The sequence below is a fragment of the Alicyclobacillus mali NBRC 102425 genome (assembly GCF_001570745.1).
Classification (GTDB): Bacteria; Bacillota; Bacilli; order Alicyclobacillales; family Alicyclobacillaceae; genus Alicyclobacillus; species Alicyclobacillus mali.
On record NZ_BCSG01000003.1, the window covers coordinates 98,853 to 120,983 of the forward strand.

Sequence of the window (22,131 nt, forward strand, 5' to 3'; positions counted from 1 at the left end):
CTCTCACAACGCAAACATTGTGCCACAGAAGACCGTCCGTGCAAAGATGCAGTCTTTGGCGGGTCACGGCATGGTCTGCACCGTAGCCGTGCGCGCGGAGATGCTCACCGCGGACAGCCCCGCGGGCAGGTGGACCTGGATGGGCAACGAGGCCGTGCCACGGCTCATGCCGGACGCGTCCACGTACGCCTGAACCGCACTCGCGTCCTTCTCGACGGCCTGGACGGCCGACTGCGCGCCCGTCACCGTGACCGTCACCGTCCGCGGCCCAATTAGGCGGACGCCCGTCGCTCCCGTGATGGTCACCGGGATGTTCGACAGCGTGGCCACCGCGGACGGCTCCACGTCGATCACGGCCGTCACCGCCGCGGGCGACACGCTCGTCATTCCCGGCAGAAGGGGAATCGGAACCGACACCGTCGTCGACTTGGCAAGGCCGGTCACATCAATGGGCACGCGCAGTCCACCTCGCGGAAGCTGCCCTGCCGGCAACCCCTGTTCCACGGCGCTCGTCGGTTCCAGGCGCACCGACGCGATGGCGTACCCCGCCGCCGGATTTCCCGTCACCGCAGGTGTCAGGGTCACGGACTGACTGGCCGACGTCACCGGCAGCGTCACCGCGACGGCGGACGGCGTGACCGTCACTCCTGGCACCGCCTTACCCGCGCCATCCAGCGGCAGAAGATCCACGAGTTTCGTCTCCGTTTGGGACAACCCGCTCGCGTCCACCACGCCCGCCACTTCGGCCACCGACTGCACGCTCGATGCTGCACCCGAGATCTCCACCATGCCCGCACCAAACTGCGGCTTGCCGAGCACGTATCCTTGGCTTGGCGCGCCGACGACGCTGATTCGCACCGTCCTCTCCACGGTGACCTTCGGCTCGAGCGTCACCGTGATGGTGGCAGGCGCGAGTGTGTAAGTGCGCACGCTGGCCGGCATGTTGATGGCCGCTACGTGCAGGGTGTACGTGCCAGGGCCAAGATCCTGCGCATTCGCGACGATCTCGGCCTTCATCATATCGCTCGCGAGCGTCGGCAGGCGCAGAAGCGTGGTGGTCACCCGAGCCGTGACCGTCGGCACCTGCGAGACCAGCACCTCATCCGCCGAGGTCTCCACCCGAACGGGCAGTTCGAACGACTCGGTGACGCCCGTCGAGGTCTGCTGACTGCCGGCCTGCTCGGCGTGAACGGCCAGCCAAAGAATACACGCGAGCACGAGCGCGATGATCCGAAGCGCCACGTTGTTGTTGAGCAGACGGTCCATCATCGCGACTCCGCCTTTCGATTCCAGAAAGAAAGCGCGCTCGTCTTCTGCGGGACGAGCAGCTTCATCAAAAGTTCGTTGAGCGCTTCCTCGTCGAGATGGCCGTGCATCACGCCATCGACGCACACGGATACCTGCCCCGTCTCCTCGGACACAATGACGCTCACCCCGTCAGACTGCTCCGTGATGCCGAGCCCAGCGCGGTGCCTCGTGCCGAGTTGCTTGTCCAGGTTGCGATTCTCAGTCAGTGGCAGCACGCATCCGGCAGCCATGATCTGCGTCCCGCGCACAACCACGGCGCCGTCGTGGAGCGGCGTGTTGGGAATGAACAGGTTGATGAACAGCTCTGTACTCACGCGCGCCTCGAGGCGCGTACCCGTCTCGATGTATTCGTTGAGGCCCGTCTGGCGCTCGATGACGATGAGCGCGCCCGTTTTCGTCTTCGCAAGCACCTGACAGGCCTTGACAATCTCATTCACCGTGTGCACCATATTCGGTTCCTCGTGCAGCAGGAGATTGAAGTTCCACAGGCTTCCGCGCCCGAGTTGTTCGAGCGCGCGCCGGAGTTCCGGCTGAAAGACGACGGGAATTGCAAACAGCCCTATTTCAATGATCCGGTTCAGGAGCCAGTTGGAGGCGGACAGGTTGAGCAGGCTCGAGACCATGGTCACGACCACGACGACAATGACGCCCTTCAGGAGCTGAACGGCCCGAGTGCCCCGAATGAGAAGCAGCAGATAGTAAATCATGAAAGCCACGAACAGGATGTCGATGACGTCCTTGAAGCCAAAGTCCCGGATTGCCGTGAGCCACGCGTCCATACAAAGCCCCCTGCCCGTCGGGGAGTCTCGTTCCCATTGTTTCCTACCCGAGCCCCCGAGTCAAGACAGTCACTTCCATCCGCGTGTTCACGCCCGCCACGCAGCCCGCCTCCGTGCGGCCCTCGCCCGTTCCTTCGATCGCGCCCGCTGCAGCGCGCGAAAGAACGCCTTCGCGAGCGCCTCGTGTCCCTCGTCCGTGGGGTGAATCGGATTGCGGAACAGGCGCAGATCCCGAAACTGACCACTTCGGTAGTGCTCGACGTAGTCCGGTTCGTGCCCGCGAAACGCCTTGTACGTCTCGACCACGACAAGCCCGTGTCTCAGCGCGATCCGGCGGACGCGATCGTTATACTCCTGCGTCACCTCCTCCGCCAGGGCGAAATTCGGAAAGGGATTGTAGAGCGTCGCAATGCCGAACGTGCTGTGCGGCCGCTTGCACCACTCCACGAGGCGTTCGACGTCCTCCTCACAGCGGCGCATGATGTCCTGGATAAGGTCGGCGCGCCGCGTGAGGAGGACCGGAGCGCTGCGTAGGAGATCGTTTCCGCCAATCATGAGGGTGACGATCTCGGCTTCCTCGACGATGCAGGGCGGGAGATCCTGAAGCGATTTGAACAGCTGCCTCGCTGTCCAGCCGGGCTTCGCCTGGATATGCAGCGTCGCGCGGACCTGGCGGGCGAAGCGAGCGCGCAGGCGATCCGCAAACCTTTTCTCCGGCGCACTCGCACCGTAGCCGTATGTAATGGAATCTCCGAGCGCGAGCATCAGCATGACCATCGCCTCCTGGGTGAGTCGCTGATCGTAAGCTATGGGCTTACCCCGCGATTGGTCACAGGAGGTGCCCACGTGCCAGTGGCGAGATCGCATAGGAGGTGTGGCTGCTGCAAACACTGCAGGCAGAATCCAAAGGGAGGTTGGCCAATGCGGAGCTTCTGGAAGCGACTTCGCGCGGGCGTGGCCGCGCTCACGGCCGCATGCGTGTGCGCCTTCTCATGCATGAGCCTGCAACCCGCGGCGGTGCGGGCCGCCGATACGAAGGCTCAGGCGCCGAGGGCCGTGTATAAGGTGGACACGAAGGAAAAAGTGGTTGCGCTCACGTTTGACATCTCGTGGGGGCACCGCACGCCCGAGCCGGTCTTGGAGACATTGAAGAAATGCGGCGTGACGAAGGCGACGTTCTTTCTGAGCGGTCCTTGGACGATGCACCATCCCGAGATCGCCAAGAAGATCAAGGCCATGGGGTATGAAATCGGGAGCCACGGCTACCTGCACAAGGATTATTCGAATTACCCGGATTCCTGGATCCGAGAGCAGGCGATGCTTGCGGACAAGGCCATTCAGCAGGTCACGGGCGTCAAACCGAAGCTGTTCCGGACGCCGAACGGCGACCTGAACCCGCGTGTCATACGCTGCCTGACGAGCATGGGCTACACGGTGGTGCAGTGGAACACAGACTCGCTCGACTGGAAGAACCCAGGCGTGGACGCCATTGTGAACCGGGTGACGAAGCGGGTCGTGCCGGGCGACATCGTGCTGATGCACGCGAGCGATTCGTCGAAGCAGATTGTGGAAGCGCTGCCGCGGATCGTGGAAAACCTGCGCCAGCAGGGGTATCAGTTCGTGACGGTCTCCGAACTCCTCGCGGGCGCAAAGGTGAAGTCCATGGTCCAGTGAGCCATGCGGCGCGGCGCTTTGCTCAGGGATAGGTCGGCGGAGCGATTCGCATACTGACGATAAACCGGGTGTTGAGGAGGGGCTTCGCGTGAACAGCAGGCTTGCGCGCCTCGTGGCAATCGGGCTCGCGGCTCTCGCCGTCACTGGCTGTGGCATGAACGCCGGGGCTGACGTGAGCGCAAGCGGAGAAGGCGGGGGCGGGAATTACACACAAACGAAGCAGATGGTCGTGGACATCCTCAATTCGAAGGAAGGCCAGCAGGCGCTGTTGGACACCCTGAAAAATCCGGAATTCAAAAGCCAGCTCGTCGCGTCGCCGGACGAGGTGAAACAGGCGCTCACCGACTTCATCCAGTCGAAGCAGACCCAGACCTTCCTGACGGAGGCCGCCAAGGACCCGCAATTCGCCGCGGCGCTTGCCAAGGCGGCGCAGCCCGAGCTCAAGGATACAGTCGAGAACCTGATGAAGGATCCAAACTTTCAGCAGGACATGTTGGTGCTGCTGCAGTCCAACGAGTTCATGAAGTCCCTGCAGACGATGATGCAGGGACCTGAATTTCGTTCTGAACTGCAGAAGGTGATTCTCCAGACCCTCGCCTCGCCGACGTTCCAGGTCCAGTTCCAGCAGACGGTTCAGGATGCCGTGCAGAAAGCGATGCAGGCCGGACAGGCCACCGCCGGAGGACAAGGCCAGGGGGAAAAGGGCGGATCTCAGGACAAGTCGAGCAACTCGTCGGACGAGTCGGGATCGTCTTCTTCATGATGGCCGGACCGGCCATACAGCAAAGCGGCACAAGCGCGCCGTGCCATGTCTTCGCCTGGCGCACTTGTGCCGTTTGACATTTCAATCCGGAGCGACGCGATCACGCCCGCAGCTCGCGGTTCTGTGCGAGGCCCATGGCCTCCGCGACGCGATCGGCCAGCTTACCGAAAACCTGGCCGTGCAGCGAGTCGGCGGAGAAGATGTCGGCGCGCTCCTTCTCCTGATTCGCAATCGGGATCTCGGCGAGGAGCGTGGTGTTGAGCGCCGCGGCGACGCGCTCGCCACCGCCCCTGCCAAACAGATACGAGGTCTCGCCGCACGAGTCGCACACGAAGTAGGCCATGTTTTCGACCACGCCGATGACCTGGTGGTTCGTGCGCACGCCCATCAGGCCCGCGCGCACCGCAACCTCGGCCGCGGCGGCCTGTGGCGTGGTGACGATAAGTTGCTTGCTCTGTGGCAGAAGCGTGTGAACGTCCAGTGCCACGTCCCCTGTGCCGGGCGGCAGATCCAGCAGCACGATATCCACGTCGCCCCAGTGGACCTGCCCGAAGAAGCTGCGCAGCGTCTTGCCCAGCATGGGTCCGCGCCACACGACGGGCGTGTTCTCAGGCACGAAGAACTGCATGGACATGATCTTCACGCCCTCAGCCTGCACGGGCATGATCAAATCTTCGATGGTCGCCGGCTTCACGCCCTCTATGCCGAAGATCACCGGAATGCTGAAGCCGTAGATGTCGGCGTCGATGAGAGCCACCCGATAGCCCTTACGGGCCAGAGCCACCGCCAAGTTGGCCGTTACGGTGGACTTGCCGACCCCTCCCTTGCCGGAGGCGATGGCGAGGAATTGGCGCCCCTGCTGGCGCAGAATGGGCGGCAGCTCCGCCTGCTGGGCCTCGGCGTTCGCACGTCCCATGCCGCGCACCTTGGCGGCGAACTGCGCGCGCTGTTGGTCGGTCATGTGGCCCACACGGACCTCAATATCGGTCACGCCGTCGAGTTGCGACAGGCGCTCCCGGATCTCCCGCTCAATGACGTTCGATAGCGGGCAACCGCGGATGGTGAGCAGCACGTCCACGGTGACCTTTCCGCCCTCGATCTCGACCGACGGCACCATGTCCAATTCCACGATGCTGCGGCCGACCTCCGGATCCTTGACGTCCCGGAGCGCCTCGATGACCTGCTCGCGAGTCACCATCTATCGAAAAACCCCCTTGTCCGCAAACACATCGAAAAACATAGGCGACACTGCGTTTAGTGTACATCATCAGGCGGGGGAAACCAAACGCGCGGAGACCACCTGGTACGAGTTCACGCCTTGATCCAGCCAGTTGATCACGTAGCGGGGCCGCGGCTGCTCCTGCCCCACGAACCATACGGAGTAGCCGGGATTGAGCGTATATGGCGGATGGGCGAGTGGGTGCGATGGGACGGACGACGGGGGCCGCTCGCCAATGTAGAGCAGAGGGAGGAGATCGCCTTCCCAACTCTGAATGACGATGTGTGTGAGCGTCAGAGAGGACCGGTTGATCAGGACGTACACAGGGCGCCCTTCCCAGTCGAAGGGCGCCCGTTCAAGGACAAGCGGCAGCGCGGGGCCCGAGGGCGTCTCCGCGCGCGCGGCGGATGCAGGTCGCCCTACAAAGTCGGCCACCAGGGGAGACCAGGCCATGAGAACCAGACCCCCGAGTGCAGCGACCATGAGCCCCGCCCGTCCGCGCCGCCGCACTGTGACTCCCTCCCTATGCGATCAGCCGCCACCCTCCGCCACGTGCTGTGCGGCCGGATCGCTGAAGTAGCGAACCAGCGCCTGATACATCGCAAAGGCGACGCGCTCCTGGTAGGCGCCCGTGGTGAGCGCGCGCGCTTCGTCAGGATTCGAAACAAAGCCGATCTCCGCCAGTACCGTGGGCCCTTCGATCCGCTTAAGCAGGAAGAGTGTCCGATTCGACTGTACGTCCCGGTGCGTCGGCAGAAGCTCGGATCGAAACGCCTCCTGCATGATCGTGGCGAGCTGCTTGGCGTGCGGATTGGTCTTCAGGTACAGGACCTGGGCACCGCGCCAGTCCGGAGAAGGCGCGCTGTTGCAGTGTATCGATACGAACGCGTCGACTCGCTGGCGGCGGACCACGTTCAATCTGCCCCGCAGATCGCCCAAGTGGCGCTGCTTCATGGCGCGATCGCGCTCTGTGGCGAGGTCGGTGTCTGCAGTCCTGGTCATAATGACGATGGCGCCGCCCTGCTGCAGGTAACGAGCGAGCTTCTGCGCCACCGCGAGCGTGATTTGCTTCTCCTCGATGCCGCCGACGCCCCTGGCGCCCGAGTCGCGCCCGCCGTGGCCGGCGTCCACGACAATCACTTTTCCCTGGATACCGGTCGATTGCGTGCTTGGATTCACCTTATGCTGAAGCGGCCGAAACCATGCCGCCCTCGCCTCCTGAGCAGGCGGGAACAGCGACGTCGCCCCTACCAGCATCGCCATTGCGGCGAAGGCGAGCGGCACGTGCCTGTGTTTCCCGTGCATGTCCATGCCTCCCCCGGCGCAACTCGCTGACCACAGTGTGCGCAGACGAGGGAGAGATCATGTCCTCGGCACTGGTGGCGTCCGCTATTTCGGTCCGGCATCAGCCATCGTCGACCTGGGATCCAGAGCGCCCAAACGCATAAAAGGGCCGTTTCCATCCCAGCGAAAGCTGGGCGGAAACAGCCCTCCAATACAACGCGCCGCCGCGTTTCGCACAAGTCAGCGCTTCGAGAACTGAGGCGCGCGACGAGCGGCCTTGAGTCCGTACTTCTTACGCTCCTTCATGCGCGCATCGCGCGTCAAGAGCCCAGCGCGCTTCAGCGGCGAGCGAAGATTCGGATCCACCTTCAGCAGGGCACGCGCAATGCCGTGACGGATAGCTCCCGCCTGCCCGGAGATCCCGCCGCCGCGAACGTTCACGTGCACATCATACTGACCAACGGTGTCGGTGAGCAGCAGCGGTTGCTTGACAATCAGCTTAAGCGACTCGAGACCGAAGTACTCGTCCATCGGCCGCTTGTTCACCACGATTTTGCCGTCGCCCGGAAGAAGGCGCACACGAGCGACGGAGGTCTTGCGACGGCCCACAGCCCAATATTGAACGCTTGCCAAGTTGCAGCCCCTCCTTTACTCCCGCGTCTCGCCGGGTACGAACGGAATTGGTTTTTGTGCAGCATGCGGATGCTCGGGCCCTGCGTAGATGTGGAGCTTCTTCAGCTGCTGACGGCCGAGCGAGTTGTGCGGCAACATGCCGCGCACGGCATAGTACAGCACGCGCTCCGGATGCGTATTCAGCATGGTGCGCGCCGTGGTCACCTTGAGACCACCCGGGTAACCGGAGTGACGGTAGTACTTCTTCTGATCCAGTTTGCGACCCGTGAACACGACCTTGTCCGCGTTGACGACGATCACAAAGTCTCCCGTGTCGACGTGCGGCGTGAACTCGGGTTTATTCTTTCCTCGCAGTATCATTGCGATCTGCGTCGCCAAGCGGCCCACGCGCCATCCCGTGGCATCAATCACGTACCACTTGCGCTCGACGGAGCCGGGCTTCGCCATGTATGTCGTACGCATCAACGTTCCCTCCGAACGATGCAATTTGACCTACCGATGGAACGGGGGAATCGAGTGGGTCAAATACCTGCACAATTTTATTATAAATCGTCATCCAGATCAATGACCTTACCGCCGTATTCGGGCGGATACTCCACGTTCCACAGGCACAGGCCGTGCGGTGGTGCCGTCTCACCGGCGAGCCGCCTGTCTCGCGCTTCCATAATCAGCGGAATTCGATCCGGCCGCTCCTTCCCGCGACCGACCTTCACCAGCGTCCCGACCAGGATCCGCACCATGTACTGCAGAAATCCGTTTCCCTCGAATTCGATGTGAAGGCGCCATCCATCCTGCCGAAACTCGACGCGATCGATTCGGCGCACCTTATCTCGCTGCGGCGCTTCGGCCGCACAGAACGAGGTGAAATCGTGCTCGCCAAGGAGATGGCGCGCCGCGTCCTGCATGGCGGCGAGATCGAGCGGTTCTGGAAGGTGCCAGCTGTACCGATACCAGTAGAGGTCCGGGTGCGGAGCCAAGTCAAGCGTATACCGGTAGGTCTTTCGAACGACGGAAAAGCGGGCATGGAACCCCTCGTCCACCTCGTCTGCCGCGCGGGGCAGCAGATCGACAGGCAGGCGCCGACGCAAGACGTGCACCATGCGGCCCGCAGGCGGGCCATAGGGCAGGTCAAAGTGAATCACCTGGGCGCGGGCGTGCACGCCTCTGTCCGTGCGGCCAGAGCCTTCGACGGGAATCTCCACGCCGAGCATACGGCGCAGTTCGGCCTCGAGCACGCCCTGCACCGTGCGAAGCCCTTCTTGACGGGCAAAGCCGTGGAAGCCCGACCCGTCATAGCCCAACACGAGTCGTATGCGGCGCCCACGGCTCACAAGCCCCACCCTCACACGAGTTCGATGACGACCATCGGCGCGGCGTCGCCGCGGCGCGGGCCCACTTTTACGATGCGCGTGTACCCGCCGTTGCGGTCTTTGTACCGCAGCGCGATGTCCCCAAACAGCTTCTGAATGGCGTCCGGACCCTCGCCGAGCGGCGACAGCTGTTCGCGCCGCACATAGCGAGCCACGAGGCGGCGAGAATGCAGGTCGCCCCGCTTCGCCAGCGTGATCATCTTCTCCGCAATCGAGCGCAGCTCCTTGGCCTTGGCTTCGGTCGTCTGAATGCGCTCGTAGAGGAACAGATCCGTCACAAGGCTGCGGAACAGCGCCTTGCGGCTCGAAGAGGTCCGATTCAACTTGCGATATGCCATACGTCTCCCTCCCTTGCTGCGAATCGCTCAGTCGTCCTTGCGCAGACTAAGTCCAAGTGCATGCAACTTCTCGACCACTTCCTCGAGCGATTTGCGTCCGAGGTTGCGGACCTTCATCATCTCTTCTTCCGACTTCGCGCAGAGCTCCGCCACCGTGTTGATGCCCGCGCGCTTGAGGCAGTTGTAGGAGCGCACTGACAGGTCCAATTCCTCAATGGGCATGTCGAGGATCTTGTCGTTGTGCGCATTCTCCTTCTCGACCATGAGATCCGTGTCCCGCGCCCGATCCGTCAGACCGACAAACAGCATCAAGTGTTCCGTCAGGATCTTCGCTCCGATCGAGACGGCCTCGTCCGGCGCCACGCTTCCGTCCGTCCACACCTCGAGCGTCAGTTTGTCGTAGTCCGTGATCTGACCCACGCGCGTGTTCTCGACAGAGAAATTCACACGCGAAATGGGCGAGTACAACGAGTCGATGGGAATAAGCCCAATCTCCTGCTCCTCCAGCTTGTTGCGGTGTGCCGGCACGTATCCGCGCCCCCGGCCTGCGCGCATCTCCATATAGATGCGCGCTCCCTCGGTCAGCGTCGCGATGTGCAGGTCAGGATTCATGATGTCGACGTCCGAATCCGCGCGGATGTCGCCAGCCGTCACCACTCCCGGGCCCACGGCGTCGATGATCAGCGTCTTCTCTTCGTCGGAATGAATTTTCAACGAGAGCCGTTTGAGATTGAGAATGATCTCCGTGACATCCTCGACGACCCCAGGAATCGTGGAGAACTCGTGCAGCACGCCCTCGATTTTCACCGACCGCACCGCCGCCCCCGGAATGGAGGACAGCAAAATGCGGCGCAGTGAGTTGCCGAGCGTCGTCCCGTAGCCGCGCTCCAGCGGTTCGCACACGAACTTCCCGTAGTCGCCGGTTTGTTCCACAATCTCGATCCGCGGCTTCTCTATCTCGATCATTCCTAATCCTCCTTGGGAGTGGTACTCGTCGACGCTCGGAGCTGGCTAGGCGATCCAGCGTTCACCCCAGATTAACGCGAGTAGAACTCGACAATCTGCTGCTCCTGCACCGGGGCGTCGATCTCGTCGCGTGCAGGTCGGCGCAGCACTTTCGCCGTCCAGTTTTCGATATCGAGTTCAAGCCATGCCGGGATGGTGCGGCTCGGAATCAGCTCGGCGAGCTCCTTCAGACGAGCGTTATCGCGGCTCTTCTCTCGAACCGACACCACGTCGCCCTCCTTCACGAGAAACGACGGAATGTCCACGCGATGGCCGTTCACATGAATGTGACCATGGCGCACCAGCTGGCGAGCCTCTGCGCGGGACGCCGCCAAGCCCAGGCGATACACGACGTTGTCCAGGCGGCTCTCAAGGAGCTGGAGCAGCGTCTCACCCGTGACCCCGCGACGGCGCGCGGCCTCCTCGTAATACCGCTCAAACTGGTTCTCCAGCACCCCGTAGTAACGGCGAGCCTTTTGCTTCTCGCGAAGCTGCATACCATACTCCGTGGTGCGCTTGCGACCTTGTCCATGTTGTCCCGGCGCGTACGGCCGCTTGTCGACAGCGCATTTCTCGCTGAAGCACCGCTCACCCTTCAGGTAGAGCTTGATGCCTTCGCGGCGGCACAGACGGCACACGGGCCCTGTATACCTTGCCATTCTAGGATGGACACCTCCAATAGTTGTTATACCTGTTCAACCCGAAGAATCCCGACGCCCCATCAGACACGGCGGCGCTTCGGAGGACGGCACCCGTTGTGCGGAATGGGCGTTACGTCTCGAATTCCTGTGATTTCGAGCCCGGCCGCCTGAAGCGAGCGAATCGCGGCCTCGCGGCCCGCGCCCGGCCCCTTCACGAGCACCTCAACCGACTTCATGCCGTGCTCCATCGCGGTACGCGCGGCGGCCTCAGCCGCGAGCTGCGCCGCGTACGGCGTGCTCTTGCGCGATCCTTTGAAGCCCACGGTACCGGCGGACGCCCAGGAGATCACGTTTCCGGTTGGATCGGTGATGCTCACGATGGTATTGTTGAACGTCGACTTGATGTGGGCCACGCCCACCTCGATGTTCTTGCGGTCTCGGCGGCGCGGGCGTGCACTCGTCGACGAGCCACGGCGCTTGGTGACCTTGTTTGCCAACGATGACACCTCCAGAGATTACTTCTTCTTGCCTGCGACCGTGCGGCGGGGACCCTTCCGCGTGCGCGCGTTCGTCTTCGTCCGCTGACCGCGAACCGGTAGCCCGCGGCGGTGCCGGATACCCCGATAACAGCCGATATCGATGAGCCGCTTGATGTTCATCGCCACTTCGCGGCGGAGATCACCCTCGACCTTGTAGTTGCGCTCAATTTCGTCGCGCAGACGAACGACCTCGTCCTCCGTCAGATCCCGCACGCGCTTGTTCGGATCAATGCCCGTGGCGGCGAGGATCTTGTTCGAGGTCGTGCGGCCGATGCCGTAGATGTACGTCAGTCCGATCTCGACGCGCTTCTCGCGCGGCAAGTCGACGCCGGCAATACGTGCCATGTAGAGACTACACCTCCAATGTGCTTCGTGCACGCTGGGCTTGTACAGGACCGCGCCTCGCGCGCTCCGTCGAGACCAGCGCCTTCATCCATGAATTTGTATGCAAACACGAAGACAGTCCCTTCACGCTCACCCACGGGCGCATCTCGTATGCGGCCGCAGGCCGCGTGGAAGGACCAGCCGCGCTGTCTTCGTGGAAGCCCCAAGTTTCCCGCCGTGACGGCTCACATGGTCAGCCTTGGCGCTGTTTGTGTTTCGGGTTCTCGCAGATGACCATCACGTTGCCCTTGCGGCGAATCACCTTGCACTTTTCGCACATGGGCTTCACGGAAGGACGGACTTTCACGGTTACCCCTCCTCCACTTGCGGTATCATACCGCAACGACTCCGCAAATGCCAGCACTCCATTACTTGTAGCGGTACGTAATCCTGCCACGGGTCAGGTCGTACGGCGAAAGCTCCACCGTGACGCGATCGCCCGGGAGGATTTTGATGTAGTGCATCCTGATCTTCCCCGACACGTGTGCCAGCACCTTGTGCCCGTTCTCCAACTCAACGCGGAACATCGCGTTCGGCAGCGGCTCGATGACGGTGCCTTCGACCTCAATCACATCGTCCTTTGCCATCTCATGTCCCCCCTTGCTCACGTTCTTCTCCGTTTGCCGTCTGCGCCTCTATCAACATTCTCACCGCATGGCGGAGGTCCGCATTCGTCACGCGGCCACCCTCCGCCAGCTTCTGGGCAACAACGTCAGCCATCCGATGGATTCGCCGAATGTGGGCCACGTTCTTCTTCTTCGGCTTCTCGACACGGCGCACATCGCCGTCTGCGATGCGCAGGAATCGATCGCCCTCATGGGCCAGAACCACCGCGACGAGCCCTGCATCACGGCCTTGAATTACCTCGACGTACGAACCAATCGGAGGGAGCTCCCGGGGTGCACCCATCGCGCTCTGTTTCACCTCTGATACGGCTTCAGGGCCGCGACGACGTCCTCGTGAACCTTGTCAATCGGCTGCTCGCCGTCGATCCGCTTGAGCAATCCCCGCTCCTCATAGTACGCAATGAGCGGCTCCGTCTGCTTAAACTGCTCAAGCCGCGTCGCGACCGCCTCCTCGGAGTCGTCAGCGCGCTGATACAGTTCGCCGCCGCACACGTCGCAGACCCCTTCCACCTTCGGCGGCTGGAACTTGACGTGGTATGTCGCCCCACACGAACGACATATGCGCCGTCCTGTCAAGCGTTCCTTCAGGACCGAAGGATCGACGTGGATGTACAGGACGCAGTCGAGCGGCTTGCCGAGTTCCTGCAGCAAATCATCGAGTGCCCGCGCCTGCGGAACCGTACGCGGAAAGCCGTCCAAAAGGAATCCCTTCTCCGCGTCCGGTTGCAGCAGCCTGTCGCGCACCACTGCGACAGTGGTCTCATCAGGCACCAAGCGCCCGGAGTCGAGATACGCCTTCACCTGTCGGCCGAGATCGCTCCCTGAAGCAATAGCTTGCCGGAACATGTCTCCCGTCGAAACGTGGGGGATGCCGAACTCCGCTTGAATTTTCGCGGCCTGCGTTCCCTTTCCGGCGCCCGGCAATCCAATCAAAATGACCTGCACGGACATCCTCCTCCTTGCGCGAGCGACCAGTGCACCCGGTCACTCGCGGATGAATCCCCGGTACTGGCGCTGGAGCAACTGGCCTTCCATCTGCTGCATCGTCTGCAGCGCAACGCCGACGAGAATGATCAGCGACGTGCCCTGAATGTTGTAATCGGTGAGATTCATGGCGCCCAGAAGAACGAACGGCAGTACGGATATCACACCCAGAAACACGGACCCGAACACCGTGACTCGGTTGATGACCTTGATGATGTACACCTCGGTTTCGTGTCCCGGCCGCACGCCCGGAATGAAGCCCGCGTGCTTTTGCAACTGCTCTGCCAGCTGCTGCGGGTTGATCTGAACGTGCGTGTAGAAGAACGTGAACAGGATGATGAGAATCACTTCTGCGCCCATGAACCAGCCGGTCTGCGGGCTCAAGTAGCGCAGAATAAACTCGGCCCAGTGATGCGATTGAAAGTACGACGCGATGGTGTAGGGCAGAAACAGGAGCGAGATGGCGAAGATCACTGGGATCACGCCAGCCGCGAGCAACTTGATGGGGATGTACGACTGCTGGCCCGAATAGACCGTCCGTCCCACCACGCGCTTCGCGTATTGAACTGGGATTTTTCGCTCCGCCTGCTGAACGAGCACGATCAGCGCAAAGATGACCACGATCCCCGCGATCAGGATCAGCGTCTTCAGAATCCCGAGGAAGAGGTGACCCGACTGATTCATGAACCAGCTCGCGTACACCTCTTGCCCGAGGGTCGAGAAGCGAGACAGGATGCTTGTGAAAATGAGCAGCGAGATGCCGTTTCCGACGCCCTTCTCCGTGATCATCTCGCCGAACCACATGAGGAGCGTATCTCCGGCCGTCAACGTGACCACGATCACGACGTACGACCACCAGTTGTTCGCCCCGGGAAGCAGCAGTCCCGATTTTGCGAACATATACGTGAAGCCCGCGGCCTGCAGCAGACCGAGAGCCACGGTCAGATAGCGGGTGACCTGGGTCAGCTTTTGCCGCCCGGACTCACCCTCCTTCTGCCACTCCTCAAACCGCGGGATCACGCCCGACTGCAACAATTGCACGATGATCGACGCAGTGATGTACGGCGTGACACTCATCGCGAAGATCGAAAACCGATAAAATGCGCCGCCGGAGAACATGTTCAGCAAGCTGAACAGGGCGTTGTTCCCGGCGCCCGCATTCAGGGCGCTCACGTTCATGCCGGGCACCGGAATGTACGTTCCAATCCGGTACACGGCAAGAACCATCAACGTGAACAGGATGCGTTTGCGCAGGTGCTTCAGGCGCCATAAGTTGGCGATGGCCTGCCACACGTCAGATCACCTCGACGGTGCCACCCGCGGCCTCAATCTTCGCCTTCGCCGAGGATGAGAACGCGTGGGCTTTCACCGTCAGGCTCACCTGCAACTCGCCCTCGCCGAGAATTTTGAGCCCGTCCAGCGGTTCGCGAATGATCCGGCGCTCGAGCAACATCTCCGGCGTCACGACCGTTCCAGCGGGGAAGACGTTCAGCCGATCCACGTTGACCGTCGCGTACACCTTTTTGAACCGGGCATTGGTGAAACCCCGCTTCGGCAAGCGTCGGAACAGCGGCGTCTGACCACCTTCGAATCCTGGACGCACGCCGCCACCCGATCTCGCCCACTGGCCCTTCGAGCCACGCGTGGACGTCTTGCCGTGGCCGGAACTGGTGCCGCGGCCCACCCGCTTCTTGCGGTGCTTCGAACCTTCTGCGGGCTTCAGCTCATGCAGTTTCATCCGTCACACCTCCCTCTCACTCGTCGACCTCTGACACTTCAACCAGATGGCGAATGCGGTTCACCATGCCGCGAATCACCGGCGTGTCTTCCCGCACGACCGTCTGATACAACTTGCGGAACCCTAGTGCCGCGGCCGTTTTGCGCTGCACGGGTTGGCGTCCGTTGGGGCTATGAACGAGCCGAATTGCGAGCTTCTTCGCCACCGTGTACGCCTCCTCTTCACAGAATCTCTTCAAGCGACTTTCCGCGAAGCCGCGCGACTTCCTCCGGCCGCTTCAGCTGCTTCAGCGCATCGATGGTCGCGTGCACCATGTTGATGGGGTTGTTGGACCCGAGTGACTTCGTCACGATGTCCTTAATCCCTGCCAACTCGAGCACAGCGCGAACAGGGCCGCCGGCGATCACGCCGCTACCTTCCGGAGCCGGCTTCACCAGCACCTTGCCTGCGCCAAAGTGGCCCAACGCTTCGTGCGGAATGGTCGTCTTTCGAAGGGGAACCTCGATCAGATGCTTCTTCGCGTCCTCAATGCCTTTGCGAATCGCATCCGGCACCTCCTGTGCCTTGCCGAGGCCCGCACCCACACGACCGTGACCGTCGCCGACCACCACGAGCGCCGAGAACGAGAAGCGCCGGCCGCCCTTCACGACCTTCGCCACGCGATTCACATGGACGACGCGCTCCGTCAACTCCAATTGATTCGGGTCAATGCGCACGTGCACACCTTCCTCTCTGTCGGATTAGAAATCGAGCCCCGCTTCACGGGCGGCATCCGCAAGCGCCTGAACACGACCATGGTACAGGTAACCGCCGCGATCGAACACGACCTTCTTGTATCCCTTCGCAAGTGCACGCTCGGCGATCAGGCGCCCCACCTGACGCGCCCCTTCCACGTTCCCGCCGTTGCCCTCAAAGCCATTTTCCAGACTCGATGCGGCCGTAATCGTGTGTCCCACGGTGTCATCGATGAGTTGAGCATAGATGTGCTTATTGGACCGGAACACGTTCAGTCGCGGCCGCTCGGGCGTTCCGAACACCTTCGACCGAACCCGCACGTGACGCCGTTTGCGCGCTTCGTTGCGGTTTGCCTTGGTAATCACGCTGTTCACTCCTTTGCTCAAGCGGCACAACCGCCGGCATCACTTCTTACCGGTCTTGCCGATCTTGCGCCGCACGTTTTCCCCTTCATAACGAATGCCCTTGCCCTTATACGGCTCGGGCGGCCTGATGGACCTGACCTTCGCAGCGTAGATGCCGACGAGCTCCTTGTCGATGCCACGCACGACGATCCTGTTCTGCGCGGGCACTTCCAGCTCAATGCCTTCCGTCTGCGGCAACTCCACCGGATGCGAGAAGCCGACCGACAGGGTCACCTTGTTCCCCTGCTTTGTGGCGCGGTAACCCACGCCAACCAGCTCGAGATTCTTCGCGTACCCATTCGTCACGCCCTCAACCATGTTGGCGATGACGCTCCGCGTCGTGCCGTGCAGCGCACGATGCACCTTCTCATCCGACGGGCGCTCCACGACCACCTGGTTGTCCTGCACGATGACCTTCATGTCAGGATGGATACGGCGAGCAAGTTGGCCTTTCGGCCCTTTCACCGTCACTTCCCCGGCGTTGACCGACACCTCAACCCCTGCCGGGATCGGGATCGGCTTGCGACCAATACGAGACATTCATGACACCTCCCGTCGTCCCGACTTACCAGACGTAGCAAATAACCTCGCCGCCGACACCCTGCCTGCGCGCCTCGCGATCCGTCATAATGCCCTTCGACGTCGAGATAATCGCGATGCCGAGTCCACCGAGCACACGCGGCAGGTCCTCGTGGCCCACGTACACGCGGCGCCCGGGCTTCGAAATGCGCTTCACCCCGGTGATCACGCGCTCATTGTTTTTGCCGTACTTGAGAAACAGGCGAATGGTGCCCTGCGGGCCGTCCTGGATGTACTCCGCATCCCGGATGTAGCCTTCGTTCTTCAAAATCTCCGCGATCGCGCGCTTCACCTTCGAAGCCGGAACCTCCACCTTCTCATGGCGAACGAGGTTCGCGTTGCGAATGCGCGTGAGCATATCTGCAATCGGATCCGTCATCATGCGAGCTCGCCTCCTTCCACTTCCCGATTACCAACTGGCCTTCTTGACGCCCGGCAGCTGTCCCTTGTATGCCAGCTCGCGGAAGCAGATGCGGCACACGCCGAACTTGCGGTACACGGAGTGCGGCCGACCGCAGATGCGGCAGCGCGTGTACGCGCGAGTGCTGAACTTCGGCTTCCGCTGCGCCTTGATAATCATCGATTTCTTGGCCACCGTAGGACCTCCCTTTCCATTACTGGCGGAACGGCATTCCCAGCTCGGTCAAAAGCGCCCGCGCTTCTTCGTCCGTCTTCGCGGTGGTGACCACCACGACCTCCAGGCCGCGGACCTTGTCGATCTTGTCGTAGTCGATCTCGGGGAAAATCAGCTGCTCGCGCAGACCCAGCGTGTAGTTCCCCCGGCCGTCGAACGAGCGCGGCGACACTCCGCGGAAGTCACGAACGCGCGGAAGCGCGAGATTCATCAGCTTATCCAGGAAGTGATACATCCTCTCGCCCCGGAGCGTGACTTTCACGCCGATGGGCATACCCTGCCGCAGGCGAAAACCTGCGATGGACTTCTTCGCCCGCGTGACCACAGGCTGCTGGCCCGAGATGGCGCGCAGGTCTTCCACCGCCGCGTCAATCACCTTCGGGTTCTGCGTCGCCTCGCCGAGGCCCATGTTGATCACGATCTTCTCGAGCCGCGGAACCTGCATCGCATTTTTGTACTCGAACTGCTTCATCAATGCCGGAACCACCTGATTCCGGTACTTTTCCAACAAACGAGCCAACGCTGTTCCCTCCTTTCACCTGGCTACTCAGTCAAGGATTTCGCCAGACTTTTTCGCGTACCGGACCTTGCGCCCGTCCTCGAGGAATTTGTATCCCACGCGCGTGGGCTCGCCCGTCTTCGGATCCACAATCATCACGTTCGACACGTGAATGGGGGCCTCTTTCTCCACAATCCCGCCCTCGGGGTGCTGTGGATTCGGCTTCGTGTGGCGCTTCACGACGTTCACGCCCTCGACCACCACACGGCCTTCCTTCGGATACACCTTCAGGATCCGCCCCTGCTTCGACTTGTCCTTACCTGCGATCACGACCACCTTATCGCCGGTCTTCACACGCAGCTTTGGCACGGTCACACCCCCTCCTCGCGCTCTTCCAGTCACAGCACCTCGGGTGCCAACGAGATGATTTTCATGAAGTCGCGATCGCGCAGCTCACGCGCAACCGGCCCAAAGATGCGCGTTCCGCGAGGGCTCTTGTCTTCGCGGATGATGACAGCCGCGTTCTCGTCGAACCGGATGTACGAGCCGTCATTGCGGCGAATGCCGCGCTTGCTCCGCACGATGACGGCCTTCACGACGTCGCCCTTCTTGACAACGCCACCGGGTGTTGCACTCTTGACGGACGCCACGATCACGTCGCCGATGTTCGCGTATTTTCGGTTCGAACCGCCGAGCACGCGGAAGCACATGATCTCCTTCGCGCCCGAGTTGTCCGCAACCACGAGCCGCGTTTGCGGTTGAATCATCGCCGTATCCTCCCTTCAACAGGCAGCCAAATCAAACGATCTCGGCCCGCTCCACGATCTCGACCAGGCGCCAGCGCTTCTCCTTGCTGAGCGGCCGAGTCTCCATAATCCGCACGATGTCCCCGATTTTCGCCTCGTTATGTTCGTCGTGCGCCTTGAACTTCTTCGTGCGACGGACCGTCTTCGCGTAGAGCGGGTGCATCACGTGCTCCTCGACGGCGACGACAATGGTCTTATCCATCTTGTCGCTCACGACCTTGCCGACGCGAACCTTGCGTTGATTGCGCTCATTCTCAGCCATACAAAGAACCTCCTCTCTTAACCGATACCCAACTCGCGTTGACGCAGGATCGTCTTCGCGCGCGCGATATCCTTGCGAACCTGCCGAATGCGCATAGGATTCTCCAATTGACCCGTAGCGAGTTGGAAGCGGAGGTTGAACAACTCGTCCTTCAGCCCATCGATCCGGGCCTTCAGCTCCTCGTCACTCAGACTCCGAAGCTCAGTTGCCTTCATTCGCGTCACCACCCACTTCTTCACGAGTCACAAACTTGCACTTGATCGGCAGCTTGTGCGCAGCAAGGCGCATCGCTTCACGCGCAACCTCTTCGCTCACGCCGGCCACTTCGAACAACACGCGGCCCGGCTTCACAACCGCAACCCACATCTCCGGCGAACCCTTACCGCTACCCATACGGGTCTCGGCAGGCTTCTTCGTCACAGGCTTGGACGGGAAGATCTTAATCCACACCTTGCCACCGCGGCGCATGTAGCGCGTCATCGCAATACGGGCGGCTTCAATCTGCCGGTTCGTCACCCAGGCGGGCTCAAGCGCCACCAACCCGTACTCGCCAAACGCGACCGTCTGTCCGCCCTTCGCGCGCCCCTTCATGCGACCGCGATGCTCCTTGCGGTACTTCACGCGCTTTGGCATCAACATGGTCCATCAACCTCCCTGAACCGCTTCGGAAGCCGCCTCCGCCTGGGTGTTCTTCCGCTTCGGCAACACTTCTCCCCGGTAAATCCATACTTTCACGCCGATCCGTCCGTACGTCGTGTGCGCCTCGGCGAGCGCGTAATCGATATCCGCCCGAAGCGTCTGCAGAGGAACCGTGCCCTCCACGTAGCCCTCCGTGCGGGCAATTTCAGCGCCGCCCAACCGGCCGGACACCTGCACGCGCACGCCCTTTGCGCCAGCGCGCATCGAACGCTGGATGGCCTGCTTCATCGCACGGCGAAATGCCACGCGCCGTTCAAGCTGTTGCGCAATGCTCTCCGCCACCAGCTTCGCGCACAGATCCGGTTGCTTGATCTCCGAGATGGAGATGTGAACGCGCTTCGCCGTCAGCTTGTTCAGCTCGTTGCGCAGGGCGTCGACTTCCTGGCCACCCTTGCCGATCACCATGCCGGGTTTCGCCGTGTGAATCGTCACGTTGATCCGATTCGCGGCGCGCTCGATCTCGACCGAACTCACGGCGGCATCCTTCAGGCGATGCATGACATAGTTGCGGATCTTCAGGTCCTCGTGAAGGAGGTCCTGATAGTCCTTCTTGTTGGCGTACCATTTCGCTTCCCAGTCACGGATGATCCCAATGCGAAGGCCGATTGGGTTGACTTTTTGCCCCATGCAGGCAATCCCTCCTTACCGTTCCGCCACCACGACGGTGATATGGCTCGTGCGCTTGAAAATGCTGAAGGCACGGCCTTGCGCGCGGGGATGCCAGCGCTTCAGCGTCGGTCCCTCGTCCACGTAGATTTCCTTGACGTACAGCCTATCCACGTCCATGTTGTGATTGTTTTCTGCGTTTGCGATTGCAGAGCGCAGCACTTTTTCGACCAACGGCGACGCGCCCCGCGGAGTAAACTTCAGGATGGCGAGCGCCTCCTGCACGTTCTTGCCGCGCACCAAGTCGACCACCAGGCGAGCTTTCCGCGGCGCGATCCGCAGGTAACGCGCAACCGCGCGAGCCGTCCGCGTTTCCGACTGCGTCGATGCCATGACACGACCTCCTTCGTTTGGGGCTGGCCTCTACCAGCCACCCCAGCATGCTCCCATCACGTCAACGCGAGCGCGACGACTTCTCATCTCCGGCGTGACCGCGGAATGTCCGCGTCGGGACGAACTCACCCAGCTTATGTCCGACCATATCCTCCGTCACATACACCGGCACGTGTTTGCGTCCGTCATGCACCGCGAACGTGTGCCCCACGAATTGCGGAAAGATGGTCGAGCGGCGAGACCACGTCTTGATGACCTTCTTCTCGCCCGAGGCGTTCAGAGCCTCGACCTTCTTCATGAGATGGGCGTCACAGAACGGACCCTTCTTCAAAGAACGAGCCACTGCGAACGACCTCCCTTCCAAGTCAACGTAACTTTCGCCTTACTTCGTCCGACGGCGGACAATGTACTTGTCGGTCGGATGGTTCTTCTTCCGGGTCTTCTTACCCAGCGTCGGCTTGCCCCACGGCGACATCGGCGACTTGCGGCCGATCGGCGCCTTGCCTTCGCCACCGCCGTGCGGGTGATCCACCGGGTTCATGGCAGAACCGCGAACCGTGGGCCTGCGCCCGATCCAGCGGCTGCGCCCAGCCTTGCCGAGTGTGATGTTTTCGTGATCCAGATTTCCGACCTGTCCAATGGTCGCACGGCATTCCACGCGGATCTTGCGCACCTCGCCCGATGCCAGACGGACTTGCGCGTAGTCGCCCTCTTTTGCCATGAGCTGCGCGCTTGCGCCCGCCGCGCGAGCCAGCTGGCCGCCGTGGCCGGGGCGAAGCTCGATGTTGTGGATGACGGTACCCACAGGAATCGAGCGGAGCGGCAGCGCGTTGCCGACGCGAATATCGACGTCGTCTCCGCTCATCACCACATCGCCCACCTTCAGGCCGTGCGGCGCCAGGATGTAGCGCTTTTCGCCGTCCAGATAGTGAAGCAGCGCGATGCGGGCGGACCGGTTCGGGTCGTACTCAATCGTGGCGACCTTCGCCGGCACACCATCCTTGTTCCGCTTGAAGTCAATCAGGCGGTACATCCGCTTGTGCCCGCCACCCCGATGGCGCACGGTGATGCGGCCTTGATTGTTGCGACCCGCTTTCTTTTTCAGCGGGACGAGCAGCGACCTCTCCGGTTGGTCCGTCGTGATCTCGTCGAACGTCGAGACCGACATGAAGCGGCGACCGGGAGAAGTCGGGCGATACTTCTTAATCCCCATCGAGACGACCTCCTTA

The 22,131-nt window shown here is 61.8% G+C and carries 38 protein-coding genes; 2 read left to right on the forward strand and 36 right to left on the reverse strand.

What is annotated here, in order from left to right:
• Positions 1–63: 63 nt before the first annotated feature.
• The 3 genes from AMA01_RS01825 to AMA01_RS01835 form a co-directional block, all read right to left on the reverse strand.
• Positions 64–1,269, reverse strand: a complete 1,206-nt coding sequence (locus AMA01_RS01825; protein WP_067846425.1) for a CdaR family protein — start codon at positions 1,267–1,269, stop codon at positions 64–66.
• Complete coding sequence (cdaA, locus tag AMA01_RS01830; protein WP_067846428.1) at positions 1,266–2,087, reverse strand: diadenylate cyclase CdaA; 822 nt, start codon at positions 2,085–2,087, stop codon at positions 1,266–1,268. The genes AMA01_RS01825 and cdaA overlap by 4 nt, the downstream gene beginning before the upstream one ends.
• Positions 2,088–2,174: 87 nt before the next feature.
• Positions 2,175–2,858 (reverse strand): SGNH/GDSL hydrolase family protein, encoded by a 684-nt coding sequence (locus AMA01_RS01835; RefSeq protein WP_067846431.1) that lies wholly within the window; start codon positions 2,856–2,858, stop codon positions 2,175–2,177.
• 150 nt (positions 2,859–3,008) lie between these two features.
• Between AMA01_RS01835 and pdaB the strand changes: the two genes are divergently transcribed.
• On the forward strand, positions 3,009–3,761 hold the full coding sequence (pdaB, locus tag AMA01_RS01840; protein WP_067846434.1) for a polysaccharide deacetylase family sporulation protein PdaB: 753 nt from the start codon (positions 3,009–3,011) through the stop codon (positions 3,759–3,761).
• 88 nt (positions 3,762–3,849) lie between these two features.
• The gene (gene gerD, locus AMA01_RS01845) at positions 3,850–4,524 is read left to right on the forward strand and encodes a spore germination lipoprotein GerD (protein ID WP_067846437.1); all 675 of its coding nucleotides are present in this window, start codon (positions 3,850–3,852) and stop codon (positions 4,522–4,524) included.
• Between the two features lie 100 nt (positions 4,525–4,624).
• On the opposite strand, the gene AMA01_RS01850 is transcribed toward gerD, so the two are convergent.
• The 33 genes from AMA01_RS01850 to rplB form a co-directional block, all read right to left on the reverse strand.
• On the reverse strand, positions 4,625–5,722 hold the full coding sequence (locus tag AMA01_RS01850; RefSeq protein WP_067846440.1) for an Mrp/NBP35 family ATP-binding protein: 1,098 nt from the start codon (positions 5,720–5,722) through the stop codon (positions 4,625–4,627).
• Positions 5,723–5,791: 69 nt separating this feature from the next.
• Complete coding sequence (locus AMA01_RS01855; protein WP_231862778.1) at positions 5,792–6,253, reverse strand: hypothetical protein; 462 nt, start codon at positions 6,251–6,253, stop codon at positions 5,792–5,794.
• A 21-nt stretch (positions 6,254–6,274) separates the two neighbouring features.
• Positions 6,275–7,048, reverse strand: coding sequence for an N-acetylmuramoyl-L-alanine amidase (locus AMA01_RS01860; RefSeq protein ID WP_067846443.1), 774 nt, complete (start codon positions 7,046–7,048; stop codon positions 6,275–6,277).
• Positions 7,049–7,267: 219 nt separating this feature from the next.
• Positions 7,268–7,660 (reverse strand): 30S ribosomal protein S9, encoded by a 393-nt coding sequence (gene rpsI, locus AMA01_RS01865; RefSeq protein ID WP_067846446.1) that lies wholly within the window; start codon positions 7,658–7,660, stop codon positions 7,268–7,270.
• A gap of 15 nt (positions 7,661–7,675) precedes the next feature.
• Positions 7,676–8,122, reverse strand: coding sequence for a 50S ribosomal protein L13 (rplM, locus tag AMA01_RS01870; RefSeq protein ID WP_067846448.1), 447 nt, complete (start codon positions 8,120–8,122; stop codon positions 7,676–7,678).
• Between the two features lie 80 nt (positions 8,123–8,202).
• On the reverse strand, positions 8,203–8,991 hold the full coding sequence (truA, locus tag AMA01_RS01875; RefSeq protein ID WP_067846449.1) for a tRNA pseudouridine(38-40) synthase TruA: 789 nt from the start codon (positions 8,989–8,991) through the stop codon (positions 8,203–8,205).
• Positions 8,992–9,002: 11 nt separating this feature from the next.
• Complete coding sequence (gene rplQ, locus AMA01_RS01880; protein WP_067846452.1) at positions 9,003–9,368, reverse strand: 50S ribosomal protein L17; 366 nt, start codon at positions 9,366–9,368, stop codon at positions 9,003–9,005.
• 27 nt (positions 9,369–9,395) lie between these two features.
• Entirely contained in the window at positions 9,396–10,334 is a 939-nt protein-coding gene (locus tag AMA01_RS01885; RefSeq protein WP_067846455.1) for a DNA-directed RNA polymerase subunit alpha, read from the reverse strand.
• 71 nt (positions 10,335–10,405) lie between these two features.
• A complete protein-coding gene (gene rpsD / locus AMA01_RS01890; protein ID WP_067846456.1) occupies positions 10,406–11,032 on the reverse strand; it encodes a 30S ribosomal protein S4 in 627 nt (208 codons plus the stop codon).
• A gap of 62 nt (positions 11,033–11,094) precedes the next feature.
• Positions 11,095–11,511 (reverse strand): 30S ribosomal protein S11, encoded by a 417-nt coding sequence (rpsK, locus tag AMA01_RS01895; protein ID WP_067846458.1) that lies wholly within the window; start codon positions 11,509–11,511, stop codon positions 11,095–11,097.
• A gap of 18 nt (positions 11,512–11,529) precedes the next feature.
• A complete protein-coding gene (rpsM, locus tag AMA01_RS01900) occupies positions 11,530–11,898 on the reverse strand; it encodes a 30S ribosomal protein S13 (protein ID WP_067846462.1) in 369 nt (122 codons plus the stop codon).
• 232 nt (positions 11,899–12,130) lie between these two features.
• Complete coding sequence (gene rpmJ, locus AMA01_RS01905; RefSeq protein ID WP_008339738.1) at positions 12,131–12,244, reverse strand: 50S ribosomal protein L36; 114 nt, start codon at positions 12,242–12,244, stop codon at positions 12,131–12,133.
• A gap of 61 nt (positions 12,245–12,305) precedes the next feature.
• The gene (gene infA, locus AMA01_RS01910; protein ID WP_006445797.1) at positions 12,306–12,524 is read right to left on the reverse strand and encodes a translation initiation factor IF-1; all 219 of its coding nucleotides are present in this window, start codon (positions 12,522–12,524) and stop codon (positions 12,306–12,308) included.
• 1 nt (position 12,525) lies between these two features.
• A complete protein-coding gene (locus tag AMA01_RS01915) occupies positions 12,526–12,846 on the reverse strand; it encodes a KOW domain-containing RNA-binding protein (protein WP_067846890.1) in 321 nt (106 codons plus the stop codon).
• Positions 12,847–12,857: 11 nt separating this feature from the next.
• A complete protein-coding gene (locus AMA01_RS01920; protein WP_067846465.1) occupies positions 12,858–13,508 on the reverse strand; it encodes an adenylate kinase in 651 nt (216 codons plus the stop codon).
• A gap of 39 nt (positions 13,509–13,547) precedes the next feature.
• Positions 13,548–14,840: a preprotein translocase subunit SecY gene (secY, locus tag AMA01_RS01925; RefSeq protein ID WP_067846468.1), complete on the reverse strand. Its 1,293-nt coding sequence runs from the start codon at positions 14,838–14,840 to the stop codon at positions 13,548–13,550.
• A 1-nt stretch (position 14,841) separates the two neighbouring features.
• Positions 14,842–15,285 carry a 50S ribosomal protein L15 gene (rplO, locus tag AMA01_RS01930; RefSeq protein ID WP_067846470.1) on the reverse strand — a complete coding sequence of 148 codons (444 nt, stop codon included), beginning with the start codon at positions 15,283–15,285 and terminating at the stop codon, positions 14,842–14,844.
• Between the two features lie 16 nt (positions 15,286–15,301).
• A complete protein-coding gene (rpmD, locus tag AMA01_RS01935) occupies positions 15,302–15,490 on the reverse strand; it encodes a 50S ribosomal protein L30 (RefSeq protein ID WP_067846473.1) in 189 nt (62 codons plus the stop codon).
• Positions 15,491–15,506: 16 nt separating this feature from the next.
• Positions 15,507–16,001, reverse strand: a complete 495-nt coding sequence (rpsE, locus tag AMA01_RS01940) for a 30S ribosomal protein S5 (RefSeq protein ID WP_067846476.1) — start codon at positions 15,999–16,001, stop codon at positions 15,507–15,509.
• Between the two features lie 24 nt (positions 16,002–16,025).
• On the reverse strand, positions 16,026–16,385 hold the full coding sequence (gene rplR / locus AMA01_RS01945) for a 50S ribosomal protein L18 (RefSeq protein ID WP_067846479.1): 360 nt from the start codon (positions 16,383–16,385) through the stop codon (positions 16,026–16,028).
• A 39-nt stretch (positions 16,386–16,424) separates the two neighbouring features.
• Positions 16,425–16,964 carry a 50S ribosomal protein L6 gene (gene rplF / locus AMA01_RS01950; protein ID WP_067846482.1) on the reverse strand — a complete coding sequence of 180 codons (540 nt, stop codon included), beginning with the start codon at positions 16,962–16,964 and terminating at the stop codon, positions 16,425–16,427.
• A 25-nt stretch (positions 16,965–16,989) separates the two neighbouring features.
• Positions 16,990–17,385 (reverse strand): 30S ribosomal protein S8, encoded by a 396-nt coding sequence (gene rpsH, locus AMA01_RS01955; protein ID WP_067846485.1) that lies wholly within the window; start codon positions 17,383–17,385, stop codon positions 16,990–16,992.
• Between the two features lie 27 nt (positions 17,386–17,412).
• The gene (locus AMA01_RS01960) at positions 17,413–17,598 is read right to left on the reverse strand and encodes a type Z 30S ribosomal protein S14 (RefSeq protein WP_008339767.1); all 186 of its coding nucleotides are present in this window, start codon (positions 17,596–17,598) and stop codon (positions 17,413–17,415) included.
• Positions 17,599–17,617: 19 nt separating this feature from the next.
• Positions 17,618–18,157: a 50S ribosomal protein L5 gene (rplE, locus tag AMA01_RS01965; protein ID WP_067846488.1), complete on the reverse strand. Its 540-nt coding sequence runs from the start codon at positions 18,155–18,157 to the stop codon at positions 17,618–17,620.
• A gap of 27 nt (positions 18,158–18,184) precedes the next feature.
• Entirely contained in the window at positions 18,185–18,496 is a 312-nt protein-coding gene (gene rplX, locus AMA01_RS01970; protein ID WP_067846893.1) for a 50S ribosomal protein L24, read from the reverse strand.
• A 38-nt stretch (positions 18,497–18,534) separates the two neighbouring features.
• A complete protein-coding gene (gene rplN / locus AMA01_RS01975; RefSeq protein WP_067846490.1) occupies positions 18,535–18,903 on the reverse strand; it encodes a 50S ribosomal protein L14 in 369 nt (122 codons plus the stop codon).
• A gap of 31 nt (positions 18,904–18,934) precedes the next feature.
• Complete coding sequence (rpsQ, locus tag AMA01_RS01980) at positions 18,935–19,204, reverse strand: 30S ribosomal protein S17 (RefSeq protein ID WP_067846493.1); 270 nt, start codon at positions 19,202–19,204, stop codon at positions 18,935–18,937.
• Positions 19,205–19,221: 17 nt separating this feature from the next.
• Positions 19,222–19,419, reverse strand: coding sequence for a 50S ribosomal protein L29 (rpmC, locus tag AMA01_RS01985; protein WP_008339776.1), 198 nt, complete (start codon positions 19,417–19,419; stop codon positions 19,222–19,224).
• Entirely contained in the window at positions 19,406–19,843 is a 438-nt protein-coding gene (gene rplP, locus AMA01_RS01990) for a 50S ribosomal protein L16 (RefSeq protein ID WP_067846496.1), read from the reverse strand. The genes rpmC and rplP overlap by 14 nt, the downstream gene beginning before the upstream one ends.
• 6 nt (positions 19,844–19,849) lie before the next feature.
• A complete protein-coding gene (gene rpsC / locus AMA01_RS01995) occupies positions 19,850–20,530 on the reverse strand; it encodes a 30S ribosomal protein S3 (protein WP_067846499.1) in 681 nt (226 codons plus the stop codon).
• A gap of 15 nt (positions 20,531–20,545) precedes the next feature.
• Complete coding sequence (gene rplV, locus AMA01_RS02000; RefSeq protein ID WP_067846502.1) at positions 20,546–20,902, reverse strand: 50S ribosomal protein L22; 357 nt, start codon at positions 20,900–20,902, stop codon at positions 20,546–20,548.
• 61 nt (positions 20,903–20,963) lie between these two features.
• Complete coding sequence (rpsS, locus tag AMA01_RS02005) at positions 20,964–21,245, reverse strand: 30S ribosomal protein S19 (protein WP_067846504.1); 282 nt, start codon at positions 21,243–21,245, stop codon at positions 20,964–20,966.
• Between the two features lie 39 nt (positions 21,246–21,284).
• Positions 21,285–22,115 carry a 50S ribosomal protein L2 gene (gene rplB / locus AMA01_RS02010; RefSeq protein ID WP_067846507.1) on the reverse strand — a complete coding sequence of 277 codons (831 nt, stop codon included), beginning with the start codon at positions 22,113–22,115 and terminating at the stop codon, positions 21,285–21,287.
• Positions 22,116–22,131: the final 16 nt, after the last annotated feature.